The organism is Microbacterium sp. Beta (assembly GCF_005502545.1).
Lineage (GTDB): Bacteria > Actinomycetota > Actinomycetes > Actinomycetales > Microbacteriaceae > Microbacterium > Microbacterium oxydans.
In genome coordinates this window covers 1-21,870 of the sequence record NZ_SCOG01000036.1, presented here as the reverse complement: position 1 = coordinate 21,870, position 21,870 = coordinate 1, and the positions used below count along the sequence as shown (strand labels likewise).

General features: G+C 69.2%; 17 protein-coding genes. 8 read left to right on the top strand and 9 right to left on the bottom strand.

Going from position 1 to position 21,870, the window contains the following annotated elements:
• Together FFS56_RS20650 and FFS56_RS19515 are read left to right on the top strand one after the other, a co-directional pair.
• Positions 1 to 679, top strand: a 679-nt coding sequence (locus FFS56_RS20650; RefSeq protein WP_171011071.1) for a dTDP-4-dehydrorhamnose reductase, incomplete at its 5' end; no start/stop codon positions are given.
• Positions 676 to 1,545 carry an alpha/beta hydrolase gene (locus tag FFS56_RS19515; RefSeq protein WP_127012761.1) on the top strand — a complete coding sequence of 290 codons (870 nt, stop codon included), beginning with the start codon at positions 676 to 678 and terminating at the stop codon, positions 1,543 to 1,545. The genes FFS56_RS20650 and FFS56_RS19515, both read left to right, overlap by 4 nt.
• Here the strand turns inward: FFS56_RS19515 and FFS56_RS19510 are convergent.
• Positions 1,542 to 2,396 carry a helix-turn-helix transcriptional regulator gene (locus tag FFS56_RS19510; protein WP_127012760.1) on the bottom strand — a complete coding sequence of 285 codons (855 nt, stop codon included), beginning with the start codon at positions 2,394 to 2,396 and terminating at the stop codon, positions 1,542 to 1,544. The two genes, FFS56_RS19515 and FFS56_RS19510, sit on opposite strands and share 4 nt — an antisense overlap.
• Before the next feature lie 31 nt (positions 2,397 to 2,427).
• Complete coding sequence (locus tag FFS56_RS19505; protein WP_127012759.1) at positions 2,428 to 4,329, bottom strand: heavy metal translocating P-type ATPase; 1,902 nt, start codon at positions 4,327 to 4,329, stop codon at positions 2,428 to 2,430.
• Between the two features lie 166 nt (positions 4,330 to 4,495).
• Here FFS56_RS19505 and FFS56_RS19500 point away from each other — a divergent pair, with 166 nt between their 5' ends.
• Positions 4,496 to 5,425 (top strand): endo-beta-N-acetylglucosaminidase H, encoded by a 930-nt coding sequence (locus tag FFS56_RS19500; RefSeq protein WP_231589721.1) that lies wholly within the window; start codon positions 4,496 to 4,498, stop codon positions 5,423 to 5,425.
• 16 nt (positions 5,426 to 5,441) lie between these two features.
• Here FFS56_RS19500 and FFS56_RS19495 read toward each other — a convergent pair whose 3' ends face one another.
• The 4 genes from FFS56_RS19495 to FFS56_RS19480 are packed head-to-tail and all read right to left on the bottom strand — an operon-like array spanning position 5,442 to position 11,864.
• Positions 5,442 to 8,708 carry a glycoside hydrolase domain-containing protein gene (locus tag FFS56_RS19495; RefSeq protein WP_137772113.1) on the bottom strand — a complete coding sequence of 1,089 codons (3,267 nt, stop codon included), beginning with the start codon at positions 8,706 to 8,708 and terminating at the stop codon, positions 5,442 to 5,444.
• Positions 8,705 to 9,637 carry a carbohydrate ABC transporter permease gene (locus tag FFS56_RS19490; protein ID WP_113680770.1) on the bottom strand — a complete coding sequence of 311 codons (933 nt, stop codon included), beginning with the start codon at positions 9,635 to 9,637 and terminating at the stop codon, positions 8,705 to 8,707. Before FFS56_RS19490 ends, FFS56_RS19495 begins: the two co-directional genes overlap by 4 nt.
• On the bottom strand, positions 9,634 to 10,521 hold the full coding sequence (locus tag FFS56_RS19485; RefSeq protein ID WP_058632343.1) for a sugar ABC transporter permease: 888 nt from the start codon (positions 10,519 to 10,521) through the stop codon (positions 9,634 to 9,636). Before FFS56_RS19485 ends, FFS56_RS19490 begins: the two co-directional genes overlap by 4 nt.
• Positions 10,522 to 10,562: 41 nt before the next feature.
• The gene (locus FFS56_RS19480; RefSeq protein WP_046748718.1) at positions 10,563 to 11,864 is read right to left on the bottom strand and encodes an extracellular solute-binding protein; all 1,302 of its coding nucleotides are present in this window, start codon (positions 11,862 to 11,864) and stop codon (positions 10,563 to 10,565) included.
• 213 nt (positions 11,865 to 12,077) lie between these two features.
• Between FFS56_RS19480 and FFS56_RS19475 the strand changes: the two genes are divergently transcribed.
• Entirely contained in the window at positions 12,078 to 13,388 is a 1,311-nt protein-coding gene (locus FFS56_RS19475; protein WP_046748719.1) for a hypothetical protein, read from the top strand.
• 53 nt (positions 13,389 to 13,441) lie between these two features.
• Here the strand turns inward: FFS56_RS19475 and FFS56_RS19470 are convergent, their stop codons facing one another.
• Positions 13,442 to 14,473: a LacI family DNA-binding transcriptional regulator gene (locus FFS56_RS19470; protein ID WP_046748720.1), complete on the bottom strand. Its 1,032-nt coding sequence runs from the start codon at positions 14,471 to 14,473 to the stop codon at positions 13,442 to 13,444.
• 159 nt (positions 14,474 to 14,632) lie between these two features.
• Here FFS56_RS19470 and FFS56_RS19465 point away from each other — a divergent pair, with 159 nt between their 5' ends.
• Together FFS56_RS19465 and FFS56_RS19460 are read left to right on the top strand one after the other, a co-directional pair.
• Entirely contained in the window at positions 14,633 to 17,626 is a 2,994-nt protein-coding gene (locus tag FFS56_RS19465; protein ID WP_046748721.1) for a glycoside hydrolase family 38 C-terminal domain-containing protein, read from the top strand.
• Positions 17,627 to 17,768: 142 nt separating this feature from the next.
• A complete protein-coding gene (locus tag FFS56_RS19460) occupies positions 17,769 to 18,179 on the top strand; it encodes an MmcQ/YjbR family DNA-binding protein (RefSeq protein ID WP_127012756.1) in 411 nt (136 codons plus the stop codon).
• Positions 18,180 to 18,234: 55 nt separating this feature from the next.
• Here the strand turns inward: FFS56_RS19460 and FFS56_RS19455 are convergent, their stop codons facing one another.
• Positions 18,235 to 18,822, bottom strand: coding sequence for a hypothetical protein (locus FFS56_RS19455; RefSeq protein ID WP_046748723.1), 588 nt, complete (start codon positions 18,820 to 18,822; stop codon positions 18,235 to 18,237).
• A gap of 125 nt (positions 18,823 to 18,947) precedes the next feature.
• Here FFS56_RS19455 and FFS56_RS19450 point away from each other — a divergent pair, with 125 nt between their 5' ends.
• Together FFS56_RS19450 and FFS56_RS19445 are read left to right on the top strand one after the other, a co-directional pair.
• Positions 18,948 to 20,180, top strand: a complete 1,233-nt coding sequence (locus FFS56_RS19450; protein WP_127012755.1) for a glycosyltransferase — start codon at positions 18,948 to 18,950, stop codon at positions 20,178 to 20,180.
• A 6-nt stretch (positions 20,181 to 20,186) separates the two neighbouring features.
• Positions 20,187 to 21,431 (top strand): glycosyltransferase, encoded by a 1,245-nt coding sequence (locus FFS56_RS19445; RefSeq protein ID WP_127012754.1) that lies wholly within the window; start codon positions 20,187 to 20,189, stop codon positions 21,429 to 21,431.
• Between the two features lie 40 nt (positions 21,432 to 21,471).
• Here the strand turns inward: FFS56_RS19445 and FFS56_RS19440 are convergent.
• Positions 21,472 to 21,870: hypothetical protein (locus FFS56_RS19440; RefSeq protein WP_212742686.1), on the bottom strand; the 399-nt coding region annotated here is incomplete at its 5' end.

The following is a 21,870-nucleotide window of genomic DNA, read 5'->3' as shown; positions in this document are numbered from 1 at the left end:
CGCGAGCACCTGGCCGTCGCTGTTCGACGGTGCCGGGGCGGTGTACGTGGTCCTCCCCGAGGATCCGATGGACCTCACCCCCTTCACACGGGTGCTCGCCGACGCCGGCGTCGAGCGCGCCGTGGTGCTCACCGCACGAAACCCGGGGGTCAGCGGGGACGGCATCGCGTCCGGAGCGGAGGAGGTCTTCGGTGCCGCCGCGCCCGCTTCGACCTTCCTGCGCCCCTCATGGTTCGCGCAGGGCTTCACCACAGGTCTCTTCGCCGCTCAGCTGGATGCCACCGGCGAGCTGCGGCTGCCGGTGGGAGATGGGAGGGAGCCGTTCATCGACGCACGCGACATCTCCAGAGTCGCAGCGACGCTCCTGCGCTCGCAGACGCCGGGCCCGTCGCACGTCGAGCTCTCCGGCCCGCAGTCGCTCTCGTTCGCCGAAGCCGTCGAGATCGTCGGGCGGCGCACCGGGCGTGCCCTGACCTTCGCCGACATCGGGGTCGACGAGTGGCGGGGGTCCGTCGCGCCCTACCTGAAGCCGCGGATGGTGGATGCCCTCGCCAACCTGTTCGACGCGATCCGCGCCGGGCGCGATGATCATCTCTCCGACGGCGTCCACGATGTGCTCGGCGAACAGCCGCACTCGCTGGAGGCCGTGGTCGCCCGGGAAAGCGCGGTGGCGCGATGACCGGCGAAGTGGCCACCGGGCCGATCCCCCGAGGGGTCAACAGGCGGATGGTGCTGGGCGCGGCGCTGGGGGTGACCGCCGCGGTCGCTGCCGGAGCGGGCGGGGCGATCGTCCCGTCCGGCAGTGCTTCCGCCTCCCGTTCCCGCGCCGACCTCGTGCTCATCCACGGCGGATCGCACGGCGGCTGGGCCTGGCGGCGCGTCGTCGACGAACTCGATCCTCGCCGGGGACGGATCCTCACGCCCACCCTGCCGGGAGTCGGCGATCGTGCACACCGTCTCTCGCCCGACATCCGCTTCCAGGACGGCGTGGACGACATCGTGGCGACGATCGATGCCGAGGAACTGCGTGACGTGGTGCTCGTCGGACACAGCATCGGTGGTGCCTATGTCTCCGCCGTCGCCGAGCGGATCTCCGATCGCCTCCGCGGCGCGGTGTACCTCGACGCGGTCGTCGTCGATCCCGGGGAGCGGATCCTTGACGTGCTCACCCCCGCGAGTCGGGCTGCGCTGCCGACCGTGGTCGCGCAGGCGGGTCAGGGGTACTACGTCCCCAAGCCGCAGGATCCGACGATGTTCGGGGTGACCCGTCGGAACGACGTCGAATGGCTCGACCGCAGGCTCACCGCGCACCCGTGGAGCAGTTGGAGCGACGTCGCACCGATCGCCGGCACGATGCCCGATGTGCCCCTGCTCTACGTCGACTGCACGGCCCCGCCGTTCGCCGATGTCGGCCCGTCGAAGGACCGTGTGCGTGCGCGGCCGGAGCGATGGTCCGTCACGAAGCTCGCGGCGGGACATGACGCCCTCGTCACGGCCCCTGCCGACGTCGCGCGTCTGATCCGGCGCTTCAGCGCGGGGGTCTAGCCCCGGACGCGGCTCGGCGCGGGATCCACGTAGTTGCGCGGACTCGCGCCGAAGCGGCGTTTGAACGCGGTGCTGAGCGCGAACTCGTCCGAATAGCCGAGCCGATCCGCGACGTCTTTCAACGGCATGTCGGGAGAGGCCTCGAGGAGTTCGAGCGCGTGCGCCATGCGCCACCGGGCGAGGTGCGACGACGGCGTCGAGCCGACGACCTCTCGGAAGAGCTTGGCGAACGCGGAGCGGGACATGTGGGCGTGCGCAGCCATGTCGGAGACCGTCCAGGCCGTCCCGAGCTCGCTGTGCACCGCCTCGAGTGTGGCCCCGATCCTCGGATGCACGACGCCGCCGATCCAGCCCGGTGGTGTCGGCGCCGTGTCGATCCAGGCGGCGACCGCCGCGCACACCGCGACTTCGGTGAGCTTGCAGAGCAGGCTGTCGACGACGGGATCGCGGCTGCCCTCGGCGTGCAGCAATGCGACCACGGAGGCCAGCAGCGGTGTGCTGTCGACCACGATCGTCCGGGGGAGCTCCTGCTCGAGGAGCGTGTAGACGTGTCCGCGACTCTTGAACGCGATCGCTTCGACACCGAAGACAGACCGCATCTCGGAGCTGCTCTCGGCCTGGATCTCGCGGGTCAGAGCGATGGTGTCTCCCTCGGCCGGGCACACCACGGCGAGCTGGTCCGAGCGGACGAGGTGGCGTCGTCCTCCGATATCGACGTGAAGGTCGTCGTGCTCCGGGATGACGAGGAGCTGCGGGGGTGCGCCATCGCTGGGGACCGGCGATCGATGGGCCTCGCAGCGCCGCGACGAGATCACTCTGATGCTCGAGAGGGCGCGATCCACCGAACTCACTCGACCCCCTCGCTACGCGGCGGACGCCCCGTCACTCCATTCTCACCCCGTGCCGGGGCGACGGCTCCGGGGTCGATGCCGGGCGCAGCCCGCTGGGTGGACCGCTGAGCGCCCGCAGGGCGTAGAGGATGGTCGCGAGGTCGACGAGTTCCTGGACGAGCGCACCGACGACCGCCGGGATGACGCCGGTCATCGCGACGATCATGAGCCCGACGCTCAACCCGATGCCGATCCAGATCGCGGTCAGCGCGACCCGGAGTGTGTGGCGGCCGATCGAGACGGCGTCGACGACCTTCGCGAGCGAATCGACGAGGATCACGACGTCTGCGGCATCGCCGGCGGCAGTGGCTCCCTTCGCCCCCATCGCGATACCGATGTCTGCGGCTGCCAGCACGGGCGCGTCATTGACGCCGTCGCCCACCATGAGCACCGGGCGCGGCTGCATCTCGGCGGCGAGCCGCACCTTCTCGGGCGGCAGCAGCTCCGCGTGGATCTCATCGATGCCGAGCTGGCGTCCCACCGATTCCGCCGTCGAATCCACGTCGCCGGTGAGCATCGCGACGCGATCGACGTCGTGCAGCCGCAGCCACGAGATGACGGCGGACGCTTCGGGGCGGGCGGCGTCGGCGAGCACGAGCACGCCGGCGAAGCGCCCGTCCACCGCCACGTAGGCCGCGGCTTCGCCGGGTTCGAGCTGCGCCCGGACGGTGTCGGGTGCGAGCGAGGCGACGTAGGCGGGCTTTCCGACCACGACGGTGCGCCCGGAGATCGTTGCGGCGACCCCGTTCGTGGCGGTCTCGCTGGCTTCCCGAGCCGCGTGCAGGACGAGCCCCCGCGCATCGGCGGCGCGCCGGATGCCGTCGGCCAGCACGTGCGAGGAGTACTGCTCCGCGGACGCGGCCAGCTGCAGGATCTCGTCGGCGTCGAAGCCCGCAGCGGGGCGGACCTCCACGAGCTCGGGGCGGCCCTGCGTGAGCGTCCCGGTCTTGTCGAACGCGGCGGAGCGCACCCGGGCGATCTGTTCGACCACGGCCCCGCTCTTCATGATCACTCCGGATTTCGCCGCCCGTGAGAGGCCGCCCAGGAATGCCACGGGCGCCGCGATGAGGAGGGGGCACGGCGTCGCCAGCACGAGCACCTCGGCGAAGCGCGTGGAGTCGCCGGAGATCGCCCATGCGGTGCCGGCGAGCACGAGCGACACAGCGGTGAACGGGATGGCGAAGCGGTCGGCGAGGCGGACGATCGGCGCGTGCGACGACTCGGCGGAGTGCACCAGTGCGACGATCTGCTGGTATTGGCTGTCGGCACCGGTGCGCAGTGCTCTGATGCGGACGGCGCGGCTTCCGTTGATCGCCCCGGACAGCACCTCCCCGCCCGCCTCGCGCGTGACCGGCATGCTCTCGCCCGTCAGCGAGGACTCGTCGAACGTCCCCGTGTCGGTCAGGAGCGTCGCATCCACCGGCACGATCTCGGAGGGGCGCACCAGCAGCACGTCGCCGACCGCGACATCGTCGATCGGCACGTCGCGTGCTTCGTCGGAATCGGGCGAGTCCGGGTGTACCAGAACATGGGCGATGCGAGGCGAGCGGTCCAGCAGCGCCGACAGATCCCGCTTGGCCCTGCGTCCGGCGAAGTCCTCGAGCGCCTCACCGCCGGAGAGCATCAGCACGATGATGAGCGCAGCGATGTACTCGCCGACCGCCAGCGTGGCGACCATCGCGACGACGGCCAGGATGTCGAGCCCGACGTGTCCGTGCAGCACGTCGCGCACCATGCCGACCAGTGTCCAGACCACGACGGCCGACACGTACACCGTGGCGAGCCAGCGGCCGATCCCCGCTTCGTCCACCGCGTGCAGCACCCCCACCGCAGCGAAGACCAACACGGTGAGCGTGATCACGGGGTACCGCCACAGCGGTCGAAGCGCGCGCATGCGTCCAGCATCTCGGGAAAGCGGTATCGGCGCCAGTGCCCGTGCGAGGCACTGCTCATGACAGTGGCCGGCACTCTTTCGGCCACATCGCTTAAGCGATATAGTCGGCCGCGAGACGCACCGATGCGGCTCGATCTGGACGCGACGACGAAGGAGACGAACTGTCATGAGTCAGCCGAAAGCCAGTTATCACCGGTTCCGTAGAGCACTTGCAGCCGCTGCGGCCCTCGCGCTCGCGGGGATGGGGGCGGTCGCCGGATCGACCGCGGCCGCTGCGGACGACACGGCCGCCGAGCCGAAGCTCGCTGTCTACGTGGAAGTCAACTCGAACGATTTAGCGAATGTCGCCGACTACACGCTGGCCGATTCGGGTCGGCCGGCCGTCGACCTGGCGATGATCTTCGCCGCCAACATCAACTACGACGGCGAGAAGGCCTACCTGCACTTCAACGAGCGCGTCACCGAGACGCTTCAGGATGCGCAGAACCAGATCCGACCGCTGCAGGCCCGCGGCACGAAGGTGCTGCTGTCCGTGCTGGGGAATCATCAGGGCGCCGGGTTCGCGAACTTCACGTCGTTCGCGGCCGCGGACGCCTTCGCCGCCCAGCTCGCCGACGCGGTCACGACCTACGGCCTCGACGGCATCGACTTCGACGACGAGTGGACGAACTACGGCGCGAACGGCACGCCGCAGCCCAACGCGCAGTCCTTCGGGTGGCTCGCCTCGGCGCTGCGTGATCGCCTCGGCCCTGACAAGATCATCACCCTGTACGCGATCGGCGAGACCTACACCGTGACGGACTTCACCCGGTTCGATGCCGCAGCGGTGATCGACCACGCCTGGAACCCCTACTACCCGTCCTACAACGCCCCCACGGTGCCGGGTCTCGAGGACAGGGCGCGCCTCGGCGCGGCCGCGATCGACCTGTCGAACGTGAGCTCCGCGACAGCCGCGGACTACGCCCAGCGCACGGTCTCCGACGGCTACGGCGTCTATGTGGCGTACAACCTGACCGCGACCGACCAGTCGGGGCTGCTCTCCGGGATCACGCAGGCGCTCAAGGGAGAGGCGACCGAGTACCGAGCGGCTCCGTGAGCGGCCCGAGACCCGATCAGTCGAGATCGAAGAGCTCGATCTGACGGAGCGTGACCTCGGCTTCCGCCCGGACGCGGATCGCCGAGGTCACGACTCGTTCCGTGAACGTGAAGGGCGTCGTACGGTCGGCCGGGAGGTCGCAGACATGGGTCGTCGCGACGGTCTCCCACTCGCCCGCAGTCGTCAGGTGCTCCCACAGCAGCGCGGAGGAGGAGGCCTCTGAGGTCGTGGTCACCGTGACGTCGCTGACACTCTGCGGCGAGGGGAACCGCCATCCGATCCAGTCCCCGGCGTGCAGGGTGCTCTCCTGCCGACCTTCGAGGGCGAGGCCCGCGCCATCGTCGAAGAGGAGCTCGGGGTTCGTGACCCCCGACGAGGCGAGGGGGTATCCGTCGCGCGACGTCAGATCCTGATGCCAGGGCACCGAGTGCTGCTGCGGACCCGCGACTTCCAGCGCCAGGAGGGGGTCGGTACCGAACCGCAGCTCCAGAACGGAGTCTCCGACCAGCGCATCGATCGGCAGGTCTGCCGACGTCAGGGTCACGCCGTCGAGTCGCGCCTCCTGTAGCACACGGGCGGAGGGAGCGGAGCGTCGTGACAGGATCCGCAGCGTCGAGCTGTCGCCGCGAGCCACGCGGATGTCGTCGAACAGCGGGGACCCGATCCGGAGTCGTCCCGAGGCGAGTTCCAGCGGATAGAGCCCGAGTGCGGCCCAGAGCCACCACGCGCTCATCTCGCCGTTGTCCTCGTCGCCCGGGTACCCCTGGCCGATGTGGGCGCCGGCGAACAGGCGCCCGGCGAGGTCGTGCACGACGGACGCGGTCTGCCATGGGCGGTCGGAGAACGCGTACATGAAGGGGATGTGGTGGGCGGGTTGGTTGGAGATCGCGCACATCCCCGACCGCAGGGCGCGTGCCTCCCGCTGCTCGTGGATCACGGTGCCGTATGCACCGCCGAAACGCTCGTCCGCGGTCTCGGGTTCGGCGAAGAGCGCGTCGAGATGGCGGCCGAGGCGTTCGGGGCCGCCGTGGAGGTGAGCCAGTCCTGCGCCGTCGTGCACGGCTCCGACCGACATGCCCCAGGCGTTCGTCTCGACGTTGTCTCCGCCCCAGGAGCGCGGATCGAAGTCTCCTGCGAACTCGCCGAGGGAATCCCTGCCGCGGAAGAATCCGGTGTCCGGGTCGAACAGGGTGCGATACGACCGCGCACGGTTCGCGAAGTAGCGGGCGAAGGATCGATAGCGAGCAGCATCCGATGCGGACTCGCACTCGGCGGCCAGCTGCGCGGCGAAGTGGCCGAGGGCGGCATCGCTCACCGCGTTCTCGATGCTCCAGCTCATGCCCTCGGGCACCTCCGAGGAGATGTACCCGGTGAACCGGCCGGTCGCGATCCCCTTGCGGCCACGGCGTGCGTCGGGTCCCGGCTCGCAGGCGTTCCGCCACCCGCTCTCGAAGGCGGACGCGCGGTCGAACCCGACGCCCCAGCGGGCGGCATCTCCGAAGATCTGGTCGCTGGAGGTGCCGACCATGCTGTCGACATAGCCAGGGGCACTCCACCTCGCCATCCAGCCGCCCCGACGATACTGCTCGAGCTGTCCGTCGAGCAGCTCTCCCGCGAGGGCGGGGTCGAGCAGGGCGAGTGCCGGCCACTCGGTGCGATAGGTGTCCCAGTAGCCGTTGTTGACGACGAGCTCACCGTCGATGATCGGTGGGGTACCGCCCCAGGACGCACGCGCAGCGAACACGTCGGCGAACCGCCAGACGGGCGCCTCCGCCGTCCCGACATTCTCCGCGGCGCTGTTGGGGTACAGGTGCATCCGGTGGAGGGCGGCGGCGATCCGGGAGCGGTGCTCTTCGTCGGCGAGCGATCGATAGGGGAGGTCGGTGTCGGGCAGCGGAGGGATCGTCACGCGCGACAGCAGCCGATCCCACTGGGCAGCGGTCGCATCGCGCAGCTCCTCGTAGGCGATCGACGCCGGCGCCTCGGTCTCCAGGGCACGTCGGGCCTGTTCCACGGAGAGGAAGGAGATGCCGATCCGCACCTCGAGTGAGCCCCGTCCGGAGACGTGGCCCGCGACCGCACCGCGTCCGTCGTCATCGAGCGGACCGTGTGCGAAGGTCGGCCCGTCCCCACTGGCGTCCTGGTCGGGGTGCATCACCACTCCGGCGAAGAAGCAGCGGGGAGCGTTGCCCCACTCCTCGGAGCCTTCAGGGATCCAGCCCTCGAACCCCCGGGCGTCCGTCCAGGCGAGGCGCCCTTCGTCGCTGAGCTGGTCGATGACGAAGCCGATGCGGGCGTCGGCGTCGGAGCTGCACACGCGGAACGCGCCGGTGTGGGCGGTCGCCGTCAGCTGGACGCGCAGGCCATCGCCGAGCTCTGCCGCGTACTCGTGCGGCCGCGCCCGTTCGGTGCCCGGTGTTATCCAGCGCCGTCGCCGTGCACGGCTCGATGTCGGGTCTCCGAGGAAGGGCATCAGCTGCAGCACGGAACGATCGCCGATCCAGGGGCTGGGCTGATGCGAGAACTGCAGGGCCTCGAGTCGTCGCCCCTGCGGGTCGTCGTGCACGAACGGGCGATACGGCCAGCGGGAATCCTCCGCATCGGTCGCCGGCGTGACGAACGTGAACCCGTGGGGCACGGCGACCGCCGGGATGGTGTTGCCGCGGGAGAATCGTGCACCCGAGTGCGAGCCGCGGCGGGTGTCGACGCGTTCCGCGGGTGCGAGGTCGGCCGGCGCCGGCACCCTCTCCTCGACCATGAGCTGCACGAAGCCCGTGCAGCGCGAGGGGAGGTCCGCGGCATCGGCACAGGAAGCATCGGCACGGGAAGCATCGGCAGGCAGAGCCGCGGTGCCGAACACGACCTCGACCACCCCCGCGCGACCGGCGAAGGGAGCGAGGGCGACGGTGTCGGCGTTCCATTGCTCCGGCAGGCTCCACCGGGCGTCGAACTGCGCCTGCGCGGTGACCGGGAAGTCGTAGCGGTCCCGCACGGCCGCGTCGTCGCTCAGCCGCGAGCCGTCGGCGAAGCGCACATCGACCGTCACAGCGAGTGAGGCGTGCGGTGCCAGCGTCGCCGCCGGCCCGTCCGCGTAGAACGCCCAGTGCAGCACGGTGTCCTGGGTGATCTCGACAGCGGGGAGATCCGGAACGTCGAGCCGCTGCTCGCCGGCGGACGGATCGAACGAGAAGGCGAAGACCGGAGCCCGGAGCACGCCGCTGCGGGGGCGGGAAGACGGGGGATCGGCCGGGCCGTCCGCCGGGATGAGGTGCACGCTGCTCACCCCTTGATCGCGCCTTCCTGCACGCCCTTGAAGAAGAACCGCTGCGTGAACGAGAACATGATCACGATGGGGACGAGGGCGATCATGGTGCCGGCCGCGATCAGACGCGGGTCGACCGAGAAGCTGCTGTTGAGGTAGGCCATGCCGACCGTCAGCGTGTACTTCGCGGGATCGGAGAGCACGATCAACGGCCAGAGGTAGTCGTCCCAGGCGCCGATGAAGGCGAAGATCGCCACCACCGAGACCATGCCGCGGATGTTCGGCCACACGATGTGGCGGATGCGCTGCCACGTGGTCGCGCCGTCGACGGTGGCCGCGTCGAGCACGTCCTTCGGGATCATGCGGCACGCGGTGGCGACCAGCAGCACGTTCATGGCGCTGATCGCTCCGGGCAGGAACACTCCCCACAGGGTGTCGGCGAGGCCGAGCGCACGGATCGTGAGGAAGTTGCTCGTCACGGTCACCTCGCCGGGGAACAGCAGGGTCGACAGCAGGATGCCCATCACGATCCACTTGCCGCGGAACTTCATGCAGGCGAGCGCATAGCCGGCGAATGTGGCCAGGATCACGTTGCTGATCACGGTGCCGACGGAGACGAGCAGCGAGTGCCACGCATACAGGTACACGGGCACGACGTCGGCGACCCTGGTGTAGTTCTGCAGGGTCGGCTCGCGCGGGATCAGCTCCGGGGGGAAGGAGTAGATGTTCTCGGTCGCGCCCTTGAACGAGGTCGACAGCTGCCACACGAACGGTCCGATGACCAGGAAGAGCACGAGCACCAGCAAGGCGTATCGGCCGATCAGCCCGCCGAGAGTCGGCTTGCTGAAGTCGCCGGAGCCGCGGTGCCGGAAGATGCGCTCGCGCGCGGGAGCGGGAGCGTCCTGCGGCTTCTCATCGCGTTCGGGCGCGGTGATCGTCTGAGCGGTCATGCGGGAGCCTTCGCCTTCTTCTCGCGGTTCATGAACGCGATCGCCGCGAGCGGTATGAGCGTCAGGAGGAACAGGGCGACGCTGATCGCAGAGGCGTAGCCGATGTTGCCGTTCAGGCCGGAGCCGACCTGGCGGATGAGCATCACGAGCGACATGTCGTAGCCGCCGGGGCCGCCCGTGCTCTTGGACAGCACGTCGAGCTCGGCGAACACGCGCATGGCCGAGACGGCGATCAGCACCGCGATGAGGAGCATCGCGCCGCGGACCGACGGGATCGTCACCGAGAGGAAGCGGCGGAACGACCCGGCGCCGTCGAGCATCGCGGCCTCGTGCAGTTCCTTGCCGACGTTCCCGAGGGCAGCGAGGTACACGACCATGTAGTAGCCGAGTCCCTTCCACACCGTGAGCAGGATGGCGCACCCGAGCAGCAGCCAGCGGTCGACGAGGAAGGGCATCGGCTTGTCGATCAGGCCGAGGAAGTCGAGCGTCTGGTTGATGATGCCGCGGCTGTCGAACAGCCAGGTCCAGATGAGGGCGACCACCACGACGGAGGCGATCACGGGGAAGTAGAACGTGGTGCGGAAGAACGAGATGCCCGGCAGCTTCTTCTGCACGAGGAGGGCGAGCAGCAGCGGCAGGATCGTGAGCAGGGGCACGCACACCACCACGTAGATGAGACACGTGGTGAGGGCGTTCCAGAACATCTCGTCGCCGAACATGCGCTCGTAGTTGGCTCCACCGACGAAGCCGGGCGTGCGCAACGGCCTGGCGTCGGTGAAGCTGAGGAAGACCGTGTTCAGGAAGGGCCAGAGCGCGAACACCAGCACCCAGATCACGGCGGGGGCGATGAGCAGCCACGGTGTGTACCACTTGTGGGATCTCATCGTCTTCCTCCGGCTCCTGGTGCCGGTGTCCGCGCGCATGCTCACTGGTCCACGCGGTTGGCGTTGGCGTACTCGACGATCTTGTCGAGCTGGGCCTTCGGGTCCGCTTCGCCGTTGACGGCGAGGGCGATCTGCTGGGTCATGTAGGTGGCCATGTCGGACGTCCACTGGAACGGCAGGGCCTTGGCATCCTTCATCGCACCGAACACGGTGTCGATCGCGGCGAGCTGCTTCTCGTCGGTGACGGTCGAGGCGATGCTGTCGACGACCTGGTCTCCACCTTCGGCCGTGCCCGGCGCGGTGCCGACGGCCAGCGACGAGAACGCGACCTGGTTCTCCTGGTTCGTCGCGAACTCCGCGAACGCGAGCGCGGCTTCCTTGTTGTCGGAGTCGGCCGAGACGTTCAGTCCCTGCACGTACAGGGGTGCGACCCCGAGGCGGGGCGTTGCGACCGTGTTCTCGAGCAGTCCCGGGGCGTCCTTCTGCAGGTCGGTCGTGAACCCGGTGCCGCCGGTCGTGAAGGCGACCTTCTCCTGGATGTACGCCTCGGCGTTCCCGCCGTAGTCGCCCGTGAGGGCCTCGGCGGGCATGGCGCCCGCGGCGTAGGCGTCGGCGTACTTCTGGATGATCGCCGCCGCCTCGTCGGTGTTGAAGTCGAACTCGCCCTTGTCGTCGATGACCTCCATGCCGGCGGCCGTGAACGTGTCGAGGGCCGGGATGGAGGAGAGCAGCTGCACCTTGCCGCCAGACTCCGTCGCCACGTCTTCCGCGAGGGTGAGGAGCTCGTCGACCGTGGTCGGCAGGTTCTGCTCGGTCACCCCGAACGGCGCGAGCTGCGCGAGGTTCCACCACGAGGCGTCGCTGGAGAGGTACCAGGGGAGGCCGTAGGTTCCCTCGACACCGGGGTAGGCGCTGTACGCCTCCCATGCGCCGGTGTTGTAGGTCGACTTCAGATCGGGATCCGCGGTCTCCAGGTCGACGAGCTTGCCTGCCGCGACGAGCGGGTAGGCGATATCCGGCGGCAGGTTCAGCACATCGGGCAGGGTGTCGGCGTTCGCCTGGCTCAGGATCTTCTCCTGGTAGCCGTCGCCCGGCTGGTCGAGCCACTCCACCGTGACGTCGGGGTGCTCTTTCTCGAACGCGGCGATGAGGTCTTCGAAGTACGGGGTGAACTTCTCGTTCTTGAGCGACCAGGTCTGGAACTGGATCTTCCCGCTCAGCTCACCCGATGTGTCGATGGGGCCGGAAGCACCGGAGGATGCGCCGCCTCCCGTGCAACTCGTCAGCGCCAGAACGCCGATGGTGAATGCTGCCAGAGCGACAATGCGTGTGGGAACTTTCATCGTGCTTCTTCCTCGAGGCGGGCGAATCCGCGCGGCAGCCCGATCGGGACTACAACGCTTTAGCAGATGAAACCATCCGATTCCGTCCCTGTCAAGACACCCGGCCGCGAGATCACTGTCTGCGCGTAGGACAGGGTGCATCGTCTGTTGCTCAAGCGTTATAGTGGTGCGAAATCCGCCCTCTCCGGAGGACACGTCCGAAAGGTCTGACACATGACGCAGCGCGGCGCCCTCGATGCTCCTCTGAGGTTCGGGGCGAACTACACGCCGTCGAAGAACTGGATGCACTCCTGGCTCGACTTCACCCCCGACGACGTGCGTCGCGACTTCGCCGCCCTCGCCGAGCTCGGGCTCGACCATGTGCGCGTCTTCCCCCTGTGGACCGTGCTGCAGCCGAACCGCACGCTGATCCGCGAGAAGGCGATCGACGACGTGCGCGCCGTCGTCGACATCGCCGGCGAGTTCGGCATGGATGCCAGTATCGATGTGGTCCAGGGGCATCTCTCGAGCTTCGACTTCGTGCCGTCGTGGTTGTACACCTGGCACGACAAGAACATGTTCACCGACCCCAGGGCGCTCGAGGGGCAGATCGCGCTCGTCGACCGCCTGGGGCGAGCGCTGAGCGAGGCGCCGAACTTCCTCGGGCTGACGCTCGGCAACGAGACGAACCAGTTCTCCGCGCACACGCATCCGTCGCCCTGGCCGGTCACGCAGGACGAGGCCGGGGGGTGGATCTCCGCGCTGCTGTCGGCGGCGGAGGCGGCAGCGCCAGGGCTCCCGCACGTCCACAGCGAGTACGACGCGGTCTGGTACATGGACGGGCACGGCTTCACCCCCGCCCATGCCTCCCGTCTGGGTGCGATGACCACGATCCACTCCTGGATCTTCAACGGCACCGCCCAGCGTTACGGCGGGCGTTCCGTCGCCTCCGACCGTCATGCCGAGTACCTGATCGAGCTCTCCCGCGCCTTCGCGACAGACCCCGACCGGGTGGTGTGGCTGCAGGAGGTGGGCGCCCCCTCGAACTGTCTCACCGACGACGAGATGCCCGGCTTCCTGGAAGCGACCGTGCGCTCGGCCGTGCGCACCGAGAACCTCTGGGGCATCACGTGGTGGTGCTCGCACGACGTGAGCCGTGACCTCGGAGACTTCCCCGAACTCGAGTACACCCTGGGGCTGATCGGTCAGGACGGCGCCGCGAAGCCCATCGGTCGGCGTCTCGCCGAACTCATCCCCGAGCTGCGCCAGCGCGTCGCCCCGCCCGCGCGGGACACCGCGATCGTGGTCGACGTCGACGAGCGTGAGGTTCCCGTGAGCCGCGCGGCACTGAGCCCAGGGGGTGCCGTGTTCCAGGCCTGGGTGGACGCCTGCGCCGCCGGACTCGATCCGACGCTGGTCACCTCGCACGACGCACTCGACCCTGTCGCGCTCGACGCGCGCGGTATCCGCCGCCTGATCCGCCCCGACCTCTCGGCGGATGTCGTCGACCCCTACGGCTCGGTGAACACGGTCGTTCCCGGCTGATCCGGGTCGGGCGTTCGTCTCAGCCCGTGCGGGCGCTCAGCCCGTGCGAGTGCTCAGTCCGTGCTCGCGGGCGGAGCCGTGCTCTCGCGCGCCGTGAGCACGGGAGTCGGGCCCTCGACGCTCGGCAGATTCGCTCCCGCCTCGATCTGCTGCAGCAGCAGGGTGGCGGCACGCTCTCCGAGTTCGAAGGTGTCGCGGGTCATCGCCGTGATCGACGGATTGATGAGCCCGGCGATGACCGAGTCGTCGAAAGAGGCGAGGGAGACATCGCGAGGGACGGCGCGGCCCATCTCCTGGGCCACACGGAGACCTGCGACCGCCATCACGTCGTTGTCGTAGACGATGGCCGTCGGGCGCTGTCGCCCCGACAGCAGTGTCCGCGTCACCGCGGAGGCGCGTGCGGGTGAGAAGTCGGTGGTGATGACCTCGCCCTCGAGGCCGTCGGCGGTCATGCGCTCGAGCACCTGGGCCCGCAGTCGCGTGTGCTCGAGCTCGGCAGGCCCAGCGACGTAGGCGATGCGGGTGTGTCCGAGCGCGGACAGGTAGGAGAAGAGGGTCTCGGCCACGGTGTCGTCGCCGATCCAGACGCTGGGCACCGAACCCTCGGGGGAGGGCTCCGACCCGATCATCACGGCGCGGGCGTCGAGGGCTTCGATGCGCCCGACCCTGGGATCGTCTTCGCGGGGGTCGATGAAGATGAACCCGTCGACCTGATTGGAGGAGCGCCACTGCCGGTGCACCTCCATCTCCTCCGCGACATCGGCGACGAGTCGCAGCTGCAGGCTCACCTTGCTCTCCGACAGACGCGATTCGATGCCGGCGATGAGGTCGGTGAAGAAGGCCTCGGAGCCCAGGGAACGAGCGGGGCGGGCGAGGGCGAAGCCCACCGTGTTGGCGCGTGCGCCGACCAGTGCGCGCGCCGCGGAGCTCGGCTGCCAGCCGTTCTCCTCGACGATCGCGAGGATGCGGTGCCTGGTCTCCTCGCTGACGCCGGGGCGCCCGTTGAGGGCGAAGGAGACGGCACCGGGGGACACGCCAGCCATGCGCGCGATATCGGCGATCGTGACGCGTTTCGCCGGACTCATAGTCCCTCACCCTACTTGATCGGTTTAGCCTCGGGAAAGAAGCCGGATCGTGCCCTAGACTCGTGCACTAGATCGCTTTAGTACAACAGATAGCATTCAGTCACAGCGCATCACCGCAGACCCGAATCAGCCCTCACCGTCGAGCCCGGAGACCCACTCATGCATGACGACACCTCGCTCACCGTCGGCCGCGTCAAGCGCGTTCTCGAGGAGCGCATCCGCCCGGCGATCCACTCGGCCTCCGTGCCGCTCGGCGTCGAGATCCACGAGCTGCCCGGCGAGCCCATCGCCCCCGCCGAGGGACTCGCCCTCGACTACGCGCCCGGCGTCGTCGGGGCGCCGTGGGGGCCCGCCTGGGGCACCACCTGGTTCAAGCTGACCGGACGCGTCCCGGCAGAGTGGGCGGGCCGCCGGGTCGAGGCACTCATCGACCTCGGCTTCGACGTGAACATGACCGGCTTCCAGTGCGAGGCCCTGGCTTATCGTCCGGACGGCACGCCGATCAAGAGCATCAACCCGCGCAACCAGTGGGTGCCGATCGCCGAGACCGCCGCGGGTGACGAACCCATCGAGCTGTACCTCGAGGCGGCATCCAACCCGGTGCTCCTGGACTACCACCCCTTCCTGCCGACGCAGGAGGGCGACATCCTCACGTCCTCGAAGGAGCCGCTCTACCGCGCCCGCCGGATGGACCTGGCGGTGTTCGAGCCCGAGGTGTTCGACCTGTCCCTCGACCTCGAGGTGCTGTTCGAGCTGCAGGCGGAGCTCCCTGCCACGTCGCCGCGCCGCATGCGCATCCTGCAGGCCATGGACGACGCGCTCGACGTGCTCGACCTGCAGCACATCGTGGAGACCGCCGGCGAGGCGCGGACCCGACTCGCCGACGTGCTGGCCGCGCCCGCCGAGGCGAGCGCGCACCGGATCTCGGCCGTCGGTCACGCGCACATCGACTCGGCCTGGCTGTGGCCGGTGCGCGAGACGATCCGCAAGGTTGCGCGCACGACCTCGTCCATGACCACGCTCATCGAGGAGCAGCCCGAGTTCCAGTACGGCATGTCGAGCGCGCAGCAGTACGCCTGGATCAAGGAGCACCGCCCCGAGGTGTGGGAGCGGGTCAAGGCCGCGGTCGCCGCCGGACGCTTCCTGCCGCTGGGCGGCATGTGGGTGGAGTCCGACACCGTCATGCCGACGGGAGAGTCGCTCGTGCGGCAGTTCTCGCACGGGCAGCGCTTCTTCGAGCGCGAGTTCGGCATCCGCTCGAAGGGCGTGTGGCTGCCGGACAGCTTCGGCTACTCGCCGGCCCTTCCGCAGCTGATGCGCCGTGCCGGGTTCGAGTGGTTCTTCACGCAGAAGATCTCGTGGAACCAGCAGAACGTCTTCCCGCACCACTCCTTCCTCTGGGAGGGCATCGACGGCTCGCAGGTGTTCACGCACTTCCCGTCGATGGACACCTACAACTCGCAGCTGAGCGGCATGGAGGTCGCCAAGGCCTCTCGCCAGTTCAAGGAGAACCGCCTCAGCTCGCGGTCGATCGCTCCGGTGGGCTGGGGCGACGGCGGCGGCGGCACGACGCGTGAGATGACCGGCAAGGCCGAGCGTCTGCGCGACCTCGAGGGCAGCGCGCAGGTCGTATGGGAGCACCCCGACGTGTTCTTCGACGCCGCCAAGGCCGAGCTGCCGAACCCGGCGGTGTGGGTCGGCGAGCTCTACCTCGAACTGCACCGCGGCACGCTCACCAGCCAGCACGCCACGAAGGCCCTGCACCGCTGGGCCGAGCACGCTCTGATCGAAGCAGAGCTGTGGGCCGCCACCGATGCCGTGCGCACCGGTGCCGAGTACCCGCAGGCGGAGCTCGACCGGCTGTGGCAGGCCGTGCTGTTGCACGAGTTCCACGACATCCTGCCCGGGACATCGATCGCGTGGGTGCACCGCGAGGCCGTCGCCGTGCTGTCCGACGTGCTGTCGGATGCGCGCGACATCGCCGACGCCGCGCGCCGGTCGCTCGCCGGCGAGGGTGACCGCGAGCTGCGGTTCGAGCCGAGCTCGGTCGCCGATGGTCGGGCGCTGGGCGCCGCGTTCGTGGGGGAGTCGACGGTCGCACCCGTGACGCTCGTCGAGGAGGCCGATGGCTGGCGGATCGAGAACGACCTCGTGTCGGTGCGCGTCTCGGGCGAGGGGCTGATCGTGTCTGCCGTCGACAAGGCGTCGGGCAGGGAGACGGTCGCCGCAGGCAGGGCCGCGAACCTGTTCCAGTTGCACCAGGACTTCCCGAACATGTGGGACGCCTGGGACATCGACCGGTACTACCGCAACAGCGTCGACGACCTCACGGCGGTCTCCTCCATCGAGGCATCACTCGTGAACGGTGTCGCGCAGATCGTCGTCGTGCGCCCGTTCTCGGAGTCGACCATCACGCAGACGATCGTGCTCGCGCCGAAGTCGCGCACCGTGCTGCTGCGCAATGACATCGACTGGCACGAGACCGAGAAGCTGCTCAAGCTGGCGTTCCCGCTCGACATCCAGGCGTCGCACACCGAAGCCGAGACCCAGTTCGGCTACCAGGCGCGCGTCACGCACACGAACACCAGCTGGGAGGCCGCAAAGTTCGAGACCTCGATGCACCGGTTCGTGCTCGTGCGCGAGCAGGACTTCGGTGCGGCCCTCGTGAACGACTCGATCTACGGGTACGACACGACGCGCGAGGTCGGCGAGAACGGGGTCACCACAACCGTGCGCCTCTCCCTGCTGCGGGCGCCGCGCTTCCCCGACCCGGACACGGATCACGGTCCCCACGAGATCGAGGTCGGCTTCGTGATCGGCGCCGACGCCGCGATCGCCACAGCCGAGGGCATCCGCATCAACAGCCTGCCCACGGTTCTCCGCGGGGCGCGCGAGGTCGAGCCGCTGGTCTCGGTGCAGGGCGAGGGCATCGTCGTGTCTGCCGTGAAGCTCGCCGACGACGGTTCCGGCGACGTCATCGTGCGTGTGTACGAAGCGCTCGGGCGTCGTGCGGTCGGCGAGCTGTCCGTGGGCTTCGACCACCGTGAGGTGCGCGAGGTGAGTCTGATCGAGGACGAGATCGACGATGCACGGACGGGCGGCGCGCTGCGACTGCGTCCCTTCGAGGTGCGGACGCTGCGTATCGTGCGTTGAGCATCGCGCGTTGAGCATCGCGCGTTGAGCATCGCGCGTTGAGTATCGCGCGCTGAGCCCGCGTGTGCTCCTGCTCTCGCGTGTGTGGGTGATGTGCGCGGGCCCGTTGTAGTGGCAGAGCGAACGGGTGCAGGATGGCGGGATGGTGAGCATCGACGATGTGCGCGCGATCGCCCTCGCCTTGCCCGGCGCCGAGGAATCCGTCGGCGGTCACACCGGAGCGGCGGCCTGGCGGCTGAAGAGCGGCCAGTTCGCGTGGCTTCGCGGACCGAGAACGACCGATCTGCGACAGCTCGCCGAGGCCGGGCGTGAGTGGCCGACCGGTGATGTCCTCGCGGTGCGGGTCGCCGACCTCGAAGAGAAGGATGCCCTTCTGGCCGCCGAGCCGGATGCGCTGTTCACGACCCCCCACTTCGACGGCTACCCGGGACTGCTCGTCCGTCTCGATGCCGTCGACCGGGGCCGGCTCGAAGAGATCATCACGGATGCATGGCTGGCGCGTGCCCCTGCGAGAGTCGCGAAGGCATGGTTGGATTCGCACGGACTGGAATGACGCGGGATGCGATCCGCGGCCTCCCGGGAATCACACGGGGAGCGGAAGAGCGATGTCAGGCAGGCGGCAGTCTCAGCACGTCGGGGGACTCGCCGCCCGTGAGGTCGTCGGCGATGCGGAGGCTGCGCGCGAGGTCGTCCAGCGCGCCGATCAGCGTGCCGAACCGCTCCTTGTCGCTGCACACGGCCGTCAACGTCACCAGGTGCGTACCCGTGTCCCAGGTGTACGTCGCGAACGGCGGCGAGGCGGGCGACGGCGGCATCGGGACGAGCAGTTTCTCGCCGACGCCGAGCCTCGTGGGGAACGACTCCGTGTCGTCGTAGTCCATCGGCATCGAGGCCCGGGCGATGCGCACATCAGGCGTCAGCACCTGTGCGGTCGCCATCGCCACGACGAGCTCGGGCTCCGCCTTCCACGTCCACACCAGCACGCGTCCGTCCGCACGCTTCATGAGCATCGGCGCCGCCTGGCTCATCGCCCACGCGCCGAACCTCGAGCCGGGTCGCTCCGTCGCTCCGACCGCGGCGTTGACCTGGCCGAGCAGCATCCGGATCGCCGCCTTCCGGTGGCGGCGGCCCTTCCAGCCGAGCGAGTCCGTCACGGGAATCCACAGCTGGGGATCGGCGTCGGCACTCAGTCGCATGACTCCACGGTAGCCGGTGCGTCTGAGTGATGCCCGGTACGCCTCGGCGGCACGATCAGGGCCCTCCGGTAGAGTGGCCAGCGCCCGACCAGGGCTCTCCCTTGGCCGCCACATCGTAAGGCAGCATGTCTGTGACCTCCTCCGACGATCCGATCGATCCGTCGAGCGGCCCCGCCGCCGAATCCGCGCCCCGACCGTTGAAGATCGTGATCGGCTGCGACACGTTCGCGCCCGACATCAACGGCGCCGCCCGCTTCGCCGAGCGCCTCGCCGCCGGCCTCGTGCAGCGCGGACACGACGTGCACGTCGTCGCCCTCAACCAGGCCTACCGCCGCGCCGAGCCGCGGACCGAGGTCATCGAAGGCGAGCCGATGACCCTGCACCGGCTGCCGTCGGTCCGCTGGCCTCCGCACGACTGGCTGCGTTTCGTATGGCCCTGGCGCTCGAAGCACTACGCCCGCAAGGTGCTCGACCGGGTGCAGCCGGACGTGGTGCACATCCAGTCGCACATCGTGATCGGTCGCGGACTGGCGCGCATCGCGCACGAGCGCGGCATCCCCGTCATCGCCACCAATCACGTGATGGCCGAGAACATCCTCGATCACACGACCATGCCCAAGTTCATCGACGACCTGGTGCTGAAGTTCGCCTGGGCCGACGCGAAGCGCACGTTCGACCTGACCAGGGCGATCACCACGCCCACCCGCCGTGCCGCCGACTTCCTCGAGAACACCGTCGAGGTGAAGGGGGTCATCCCCGTCAGCTGCGGTATCGACCGTTCGCAGTACACGCCGGTCATCGGTCCGCGCGAGAAGAACCGCATCGTGTTCGTCGGACGCCTCACCGCCGAGAAGCAGGTCGAGGTCATCCTCCAGGCCATGACGAAGCTCGACCCCGCGCTCGAGACCACGTTCGACATCGTGGGCGGGGGCGACCAGCGCAAGCAGCTGGAGCACCTGACCGCCCAGCTCGGTCTCTCCGACCGGGTGACCTTCCATGGGCGCACCACCGACGAGGAGCTGCGAGCCCTGCTGTCGCGGGCGAGCCTGTTCGTGATCGCCTCGATCGCCGAGCTGCAGTCGATCGCGACCATGGAGGCCATGGCTTCGGCCCTGCCCGTCGTCGCGGCCGATGCCGTGGCCCTCCCGCACCTGGTGCACGACGGCGAGAACGGCTACCTGTTCGAGCCGGGGAATGCCGACGAGCTCGCTGCGCGCCTCACCGACGTGCTCACGGCGGAGCCCGCAGAGTACGAGCGGATGCAGCAGGCCTCGCTCGACGGCGTCCTGATCCACGACATCAACCGCACCCTCGACACCTTCGAGGCGCTGTACCGCGACGAGCCGCTGCCGGAGTAGCCCGCCATGCACATCGTCTTCTTCGGCGATCAACACCTCGACTCCCTCGGGGGAGCGCAGGTGTCGATGCGGCTCCAGCGGGAGTTCCTCGAACGCGCCGGTCACACCGTGACGGTCGTGGCTCCGAAGATGCACGGATCGCGTGCGTCGGCCGGCACCCACGGCGGCGCGTACGTCGACCTGCCGTCGATGCCGATCACGACGGATCGCGAATACTCGATGAGCTGGCCAGGGCGCGGCACCGATCGCTTCCTCGACAAGGCCATGACCCGCCGTCCGCCCGTCGACCTGGTGCACGTCCAGGCCGACTTCTGGGGAGCCTTCATCGGACACCGGTATGCGCAGCGCCACGGCATCCCGGTCGTGCACACCATGCACAACCGGGTCGACGTCGGTATCGCCGCCGTCACTCCGCTGCACCGCCCGGTGCTCGCGGCGCTCAACGCCTGGCGCGGCATCGCCATGCGCGGCATCGCGATTCCGTCGAAGGGGCGATACCCGGCGAAGGGAAGCGACGGGTGGGCGTTCCTGCGCGGCCTCGCCGCCGGGGCGTCCGCCGTGACGGCCCCCTCGACGCACTTCGCCCGCCGCCTCGAGCAGCACGACGTCTTCCCGCACGTGGACGTGATCTGGAACGGCATCGACGACGACGTCCGCGAGCAGACGCTCGCGGACAAGCCCGCAGACCGCGTGCCGGGGAGACCGCGGTTCGTCTGGCTCGGCCGGATGAGCCCGGAGAAGCGCCTCCTTCCGTTCCTCGAGGCGTTCGTCGCTTCGGGAGTCGTCGCCGATCTGGAGATCATCGGGGGAGGCGCTCAGCGCGCAGCCGCCGAGAAGATCGTCCGCGCACGCGACGGCGCGCACTTCGCCGGACGCCTCACCTACCCGCAGACGTTGGCGCGCATCGCCGCCGCCGACGCGCTCGTGCAGACGTCGATCGGCTTCGAGACCCAGGGGATGACCCCTTTCGAGGCAGCCACCCTCGGAACGCCGTCGGTGATCTGCGACCCCGACATCGCCGCGGAGCTCGGCGGCGGGCTGTGGGCCGTACCAGAGCCTGATGCGGAAGCAGGATCCGGGGTGGAGCGGGAGGCTCGCCGACGCGTCGCGCTGGCTGAGACGCTGCGACGTGCGGCAGACGACATCGCGCGTGGGGCGGCTCCTGTTCCGCTGCCCGAGGTGGCCGAGGCGTTCCGACAGTCATCGCGCACGGCGGCGATGGTCGAGGTCTACGAACGGGTGCTCGCATGATCACGACGGCGCCGGCAGTCGTGTCTTCGAGCAGGCAGCCTCAGAAGAACTGGTAGAAGAGCGACGACATCCAGGTGGTCGCCATGCCGATGGCGCCCACTCCGGCGATGCCGATCGCGATGCCGGCGAGCAGGTGCGGGCCGGGCCGGCGTACGGCGACGAGCCCGAGGATGAACGCCAGGACGTATGCGACGAGGCTCACCACGCCGACCAGGCCGGAGAGGGCGTTGTACCAGCCGTAACCGTCAGCGGCGAAGTAGGCGAACGGCGCCGTCAGCGAGATGACGAGATTGACGGCGAAAGCGATCACCGCGATGAGGAACGCGACCCTTCCGAGCGGGTTCCCCGTGTCAGCGGGGTGCTGCGGCGCACCATAAGACGGAAGCGTTGCCGGCGGGTGCTGGGGTGCTGCGGGGTACTGCGGGGCGGGGTACTGCGG

Bases quoted from the DNA above. Each gene is read 5' to 3' on its own strand.
- FFS56_RS19490 (WP_113680770.1), bottom strand. From the start codon at position 9,637: ATGACCGCTCAGACGATCACCGCGCCCGAACGCGATGAGAAGCCGCAG.
- FFS56_RS19465 (WP_046748721.1), top strand. From the start codon at position 14,633: ATGCATGACGACACCTCGCTCACCGTCGGCCGCGTCAAGCGCGTTCTC.
- FFS56_RS19485 (WP_058632343.1), bottom strand. From the start codon at position 10,521: ATGAGATCCCACAAGTGGTACACACCGTGGCTGCTCATCGCCCCCGCC.
- FFS56_RS19470 (WP_046748720.1), bottom strand. From the start codon at position 14,473: ATGAGTCCGGCGAAACGCGTCACGATCGCCGATATCGCGCGCATGGCT.
- FFS56_RS19450 (WP_127012755.1), top strand. From the start codon at position 18,948: ATGTCTGTGACCTCCTCCGACGATCCGATCGATCCGTCGAGCGGCCCC.
- FFS56_RS19500 (WP_231589721.1), top strand. From the start codon at position 4,496: ATGAGTCAGCCGAAAGCCAGTTATCACCGGTTCCGTAGAGCACTTGCA.
- FFS56_RS19505 (WP_127012759.1), bottom strand. From the start codon at position 4,329: ATGCGCGCGCTTCGACCGCTGTGGCGGTACCCCGTGATCACGCTCACC.
- FFS56_RS19460 (WP_127012756.1), top strand. From the start codon at position 17,769: ATGGTGAGCATCGACGATGTGCGCGCGATCGCCCTCGCCTTGCCCGGC.
- FFS56_RS19515 (WP_127012761.1), top strand. From the start codon at position 676: ATGACCGGCGAAGTGGCCACCGGGCCGATCCCCCGAGGGGTCAACAGG.
- FFS56_RS19480 (WP_046748718.1), bottom strand. From the start codon at position 11,864: ATGAAAGTTCCCACACGCATTGTCGCTCTGGCAGCATTCACCATCGGC.
- FFS56_RS19475 (WP_046748719.1), top strand. From the start codon at position 12,078: ATGACGCAGCGCGGCGCCCTCGATGCTCCTCTGAGGTTCGGGGCGAAC.
- FFS56_RS19445 (WP_127012754.1), top strand. From the start codon at position 20,187: ATGCACATCGTCTTCTTCGGCGATCAACACCTCGACTCCCTCGGGGGA.
- FFS56_RS19455 (WP_046748723.1), bottom strand. From the start codon at position 18,822: ATGCGACTGAGTGCCGACGCCGATCCCCAGCTGTGGATTCCCGTGACG.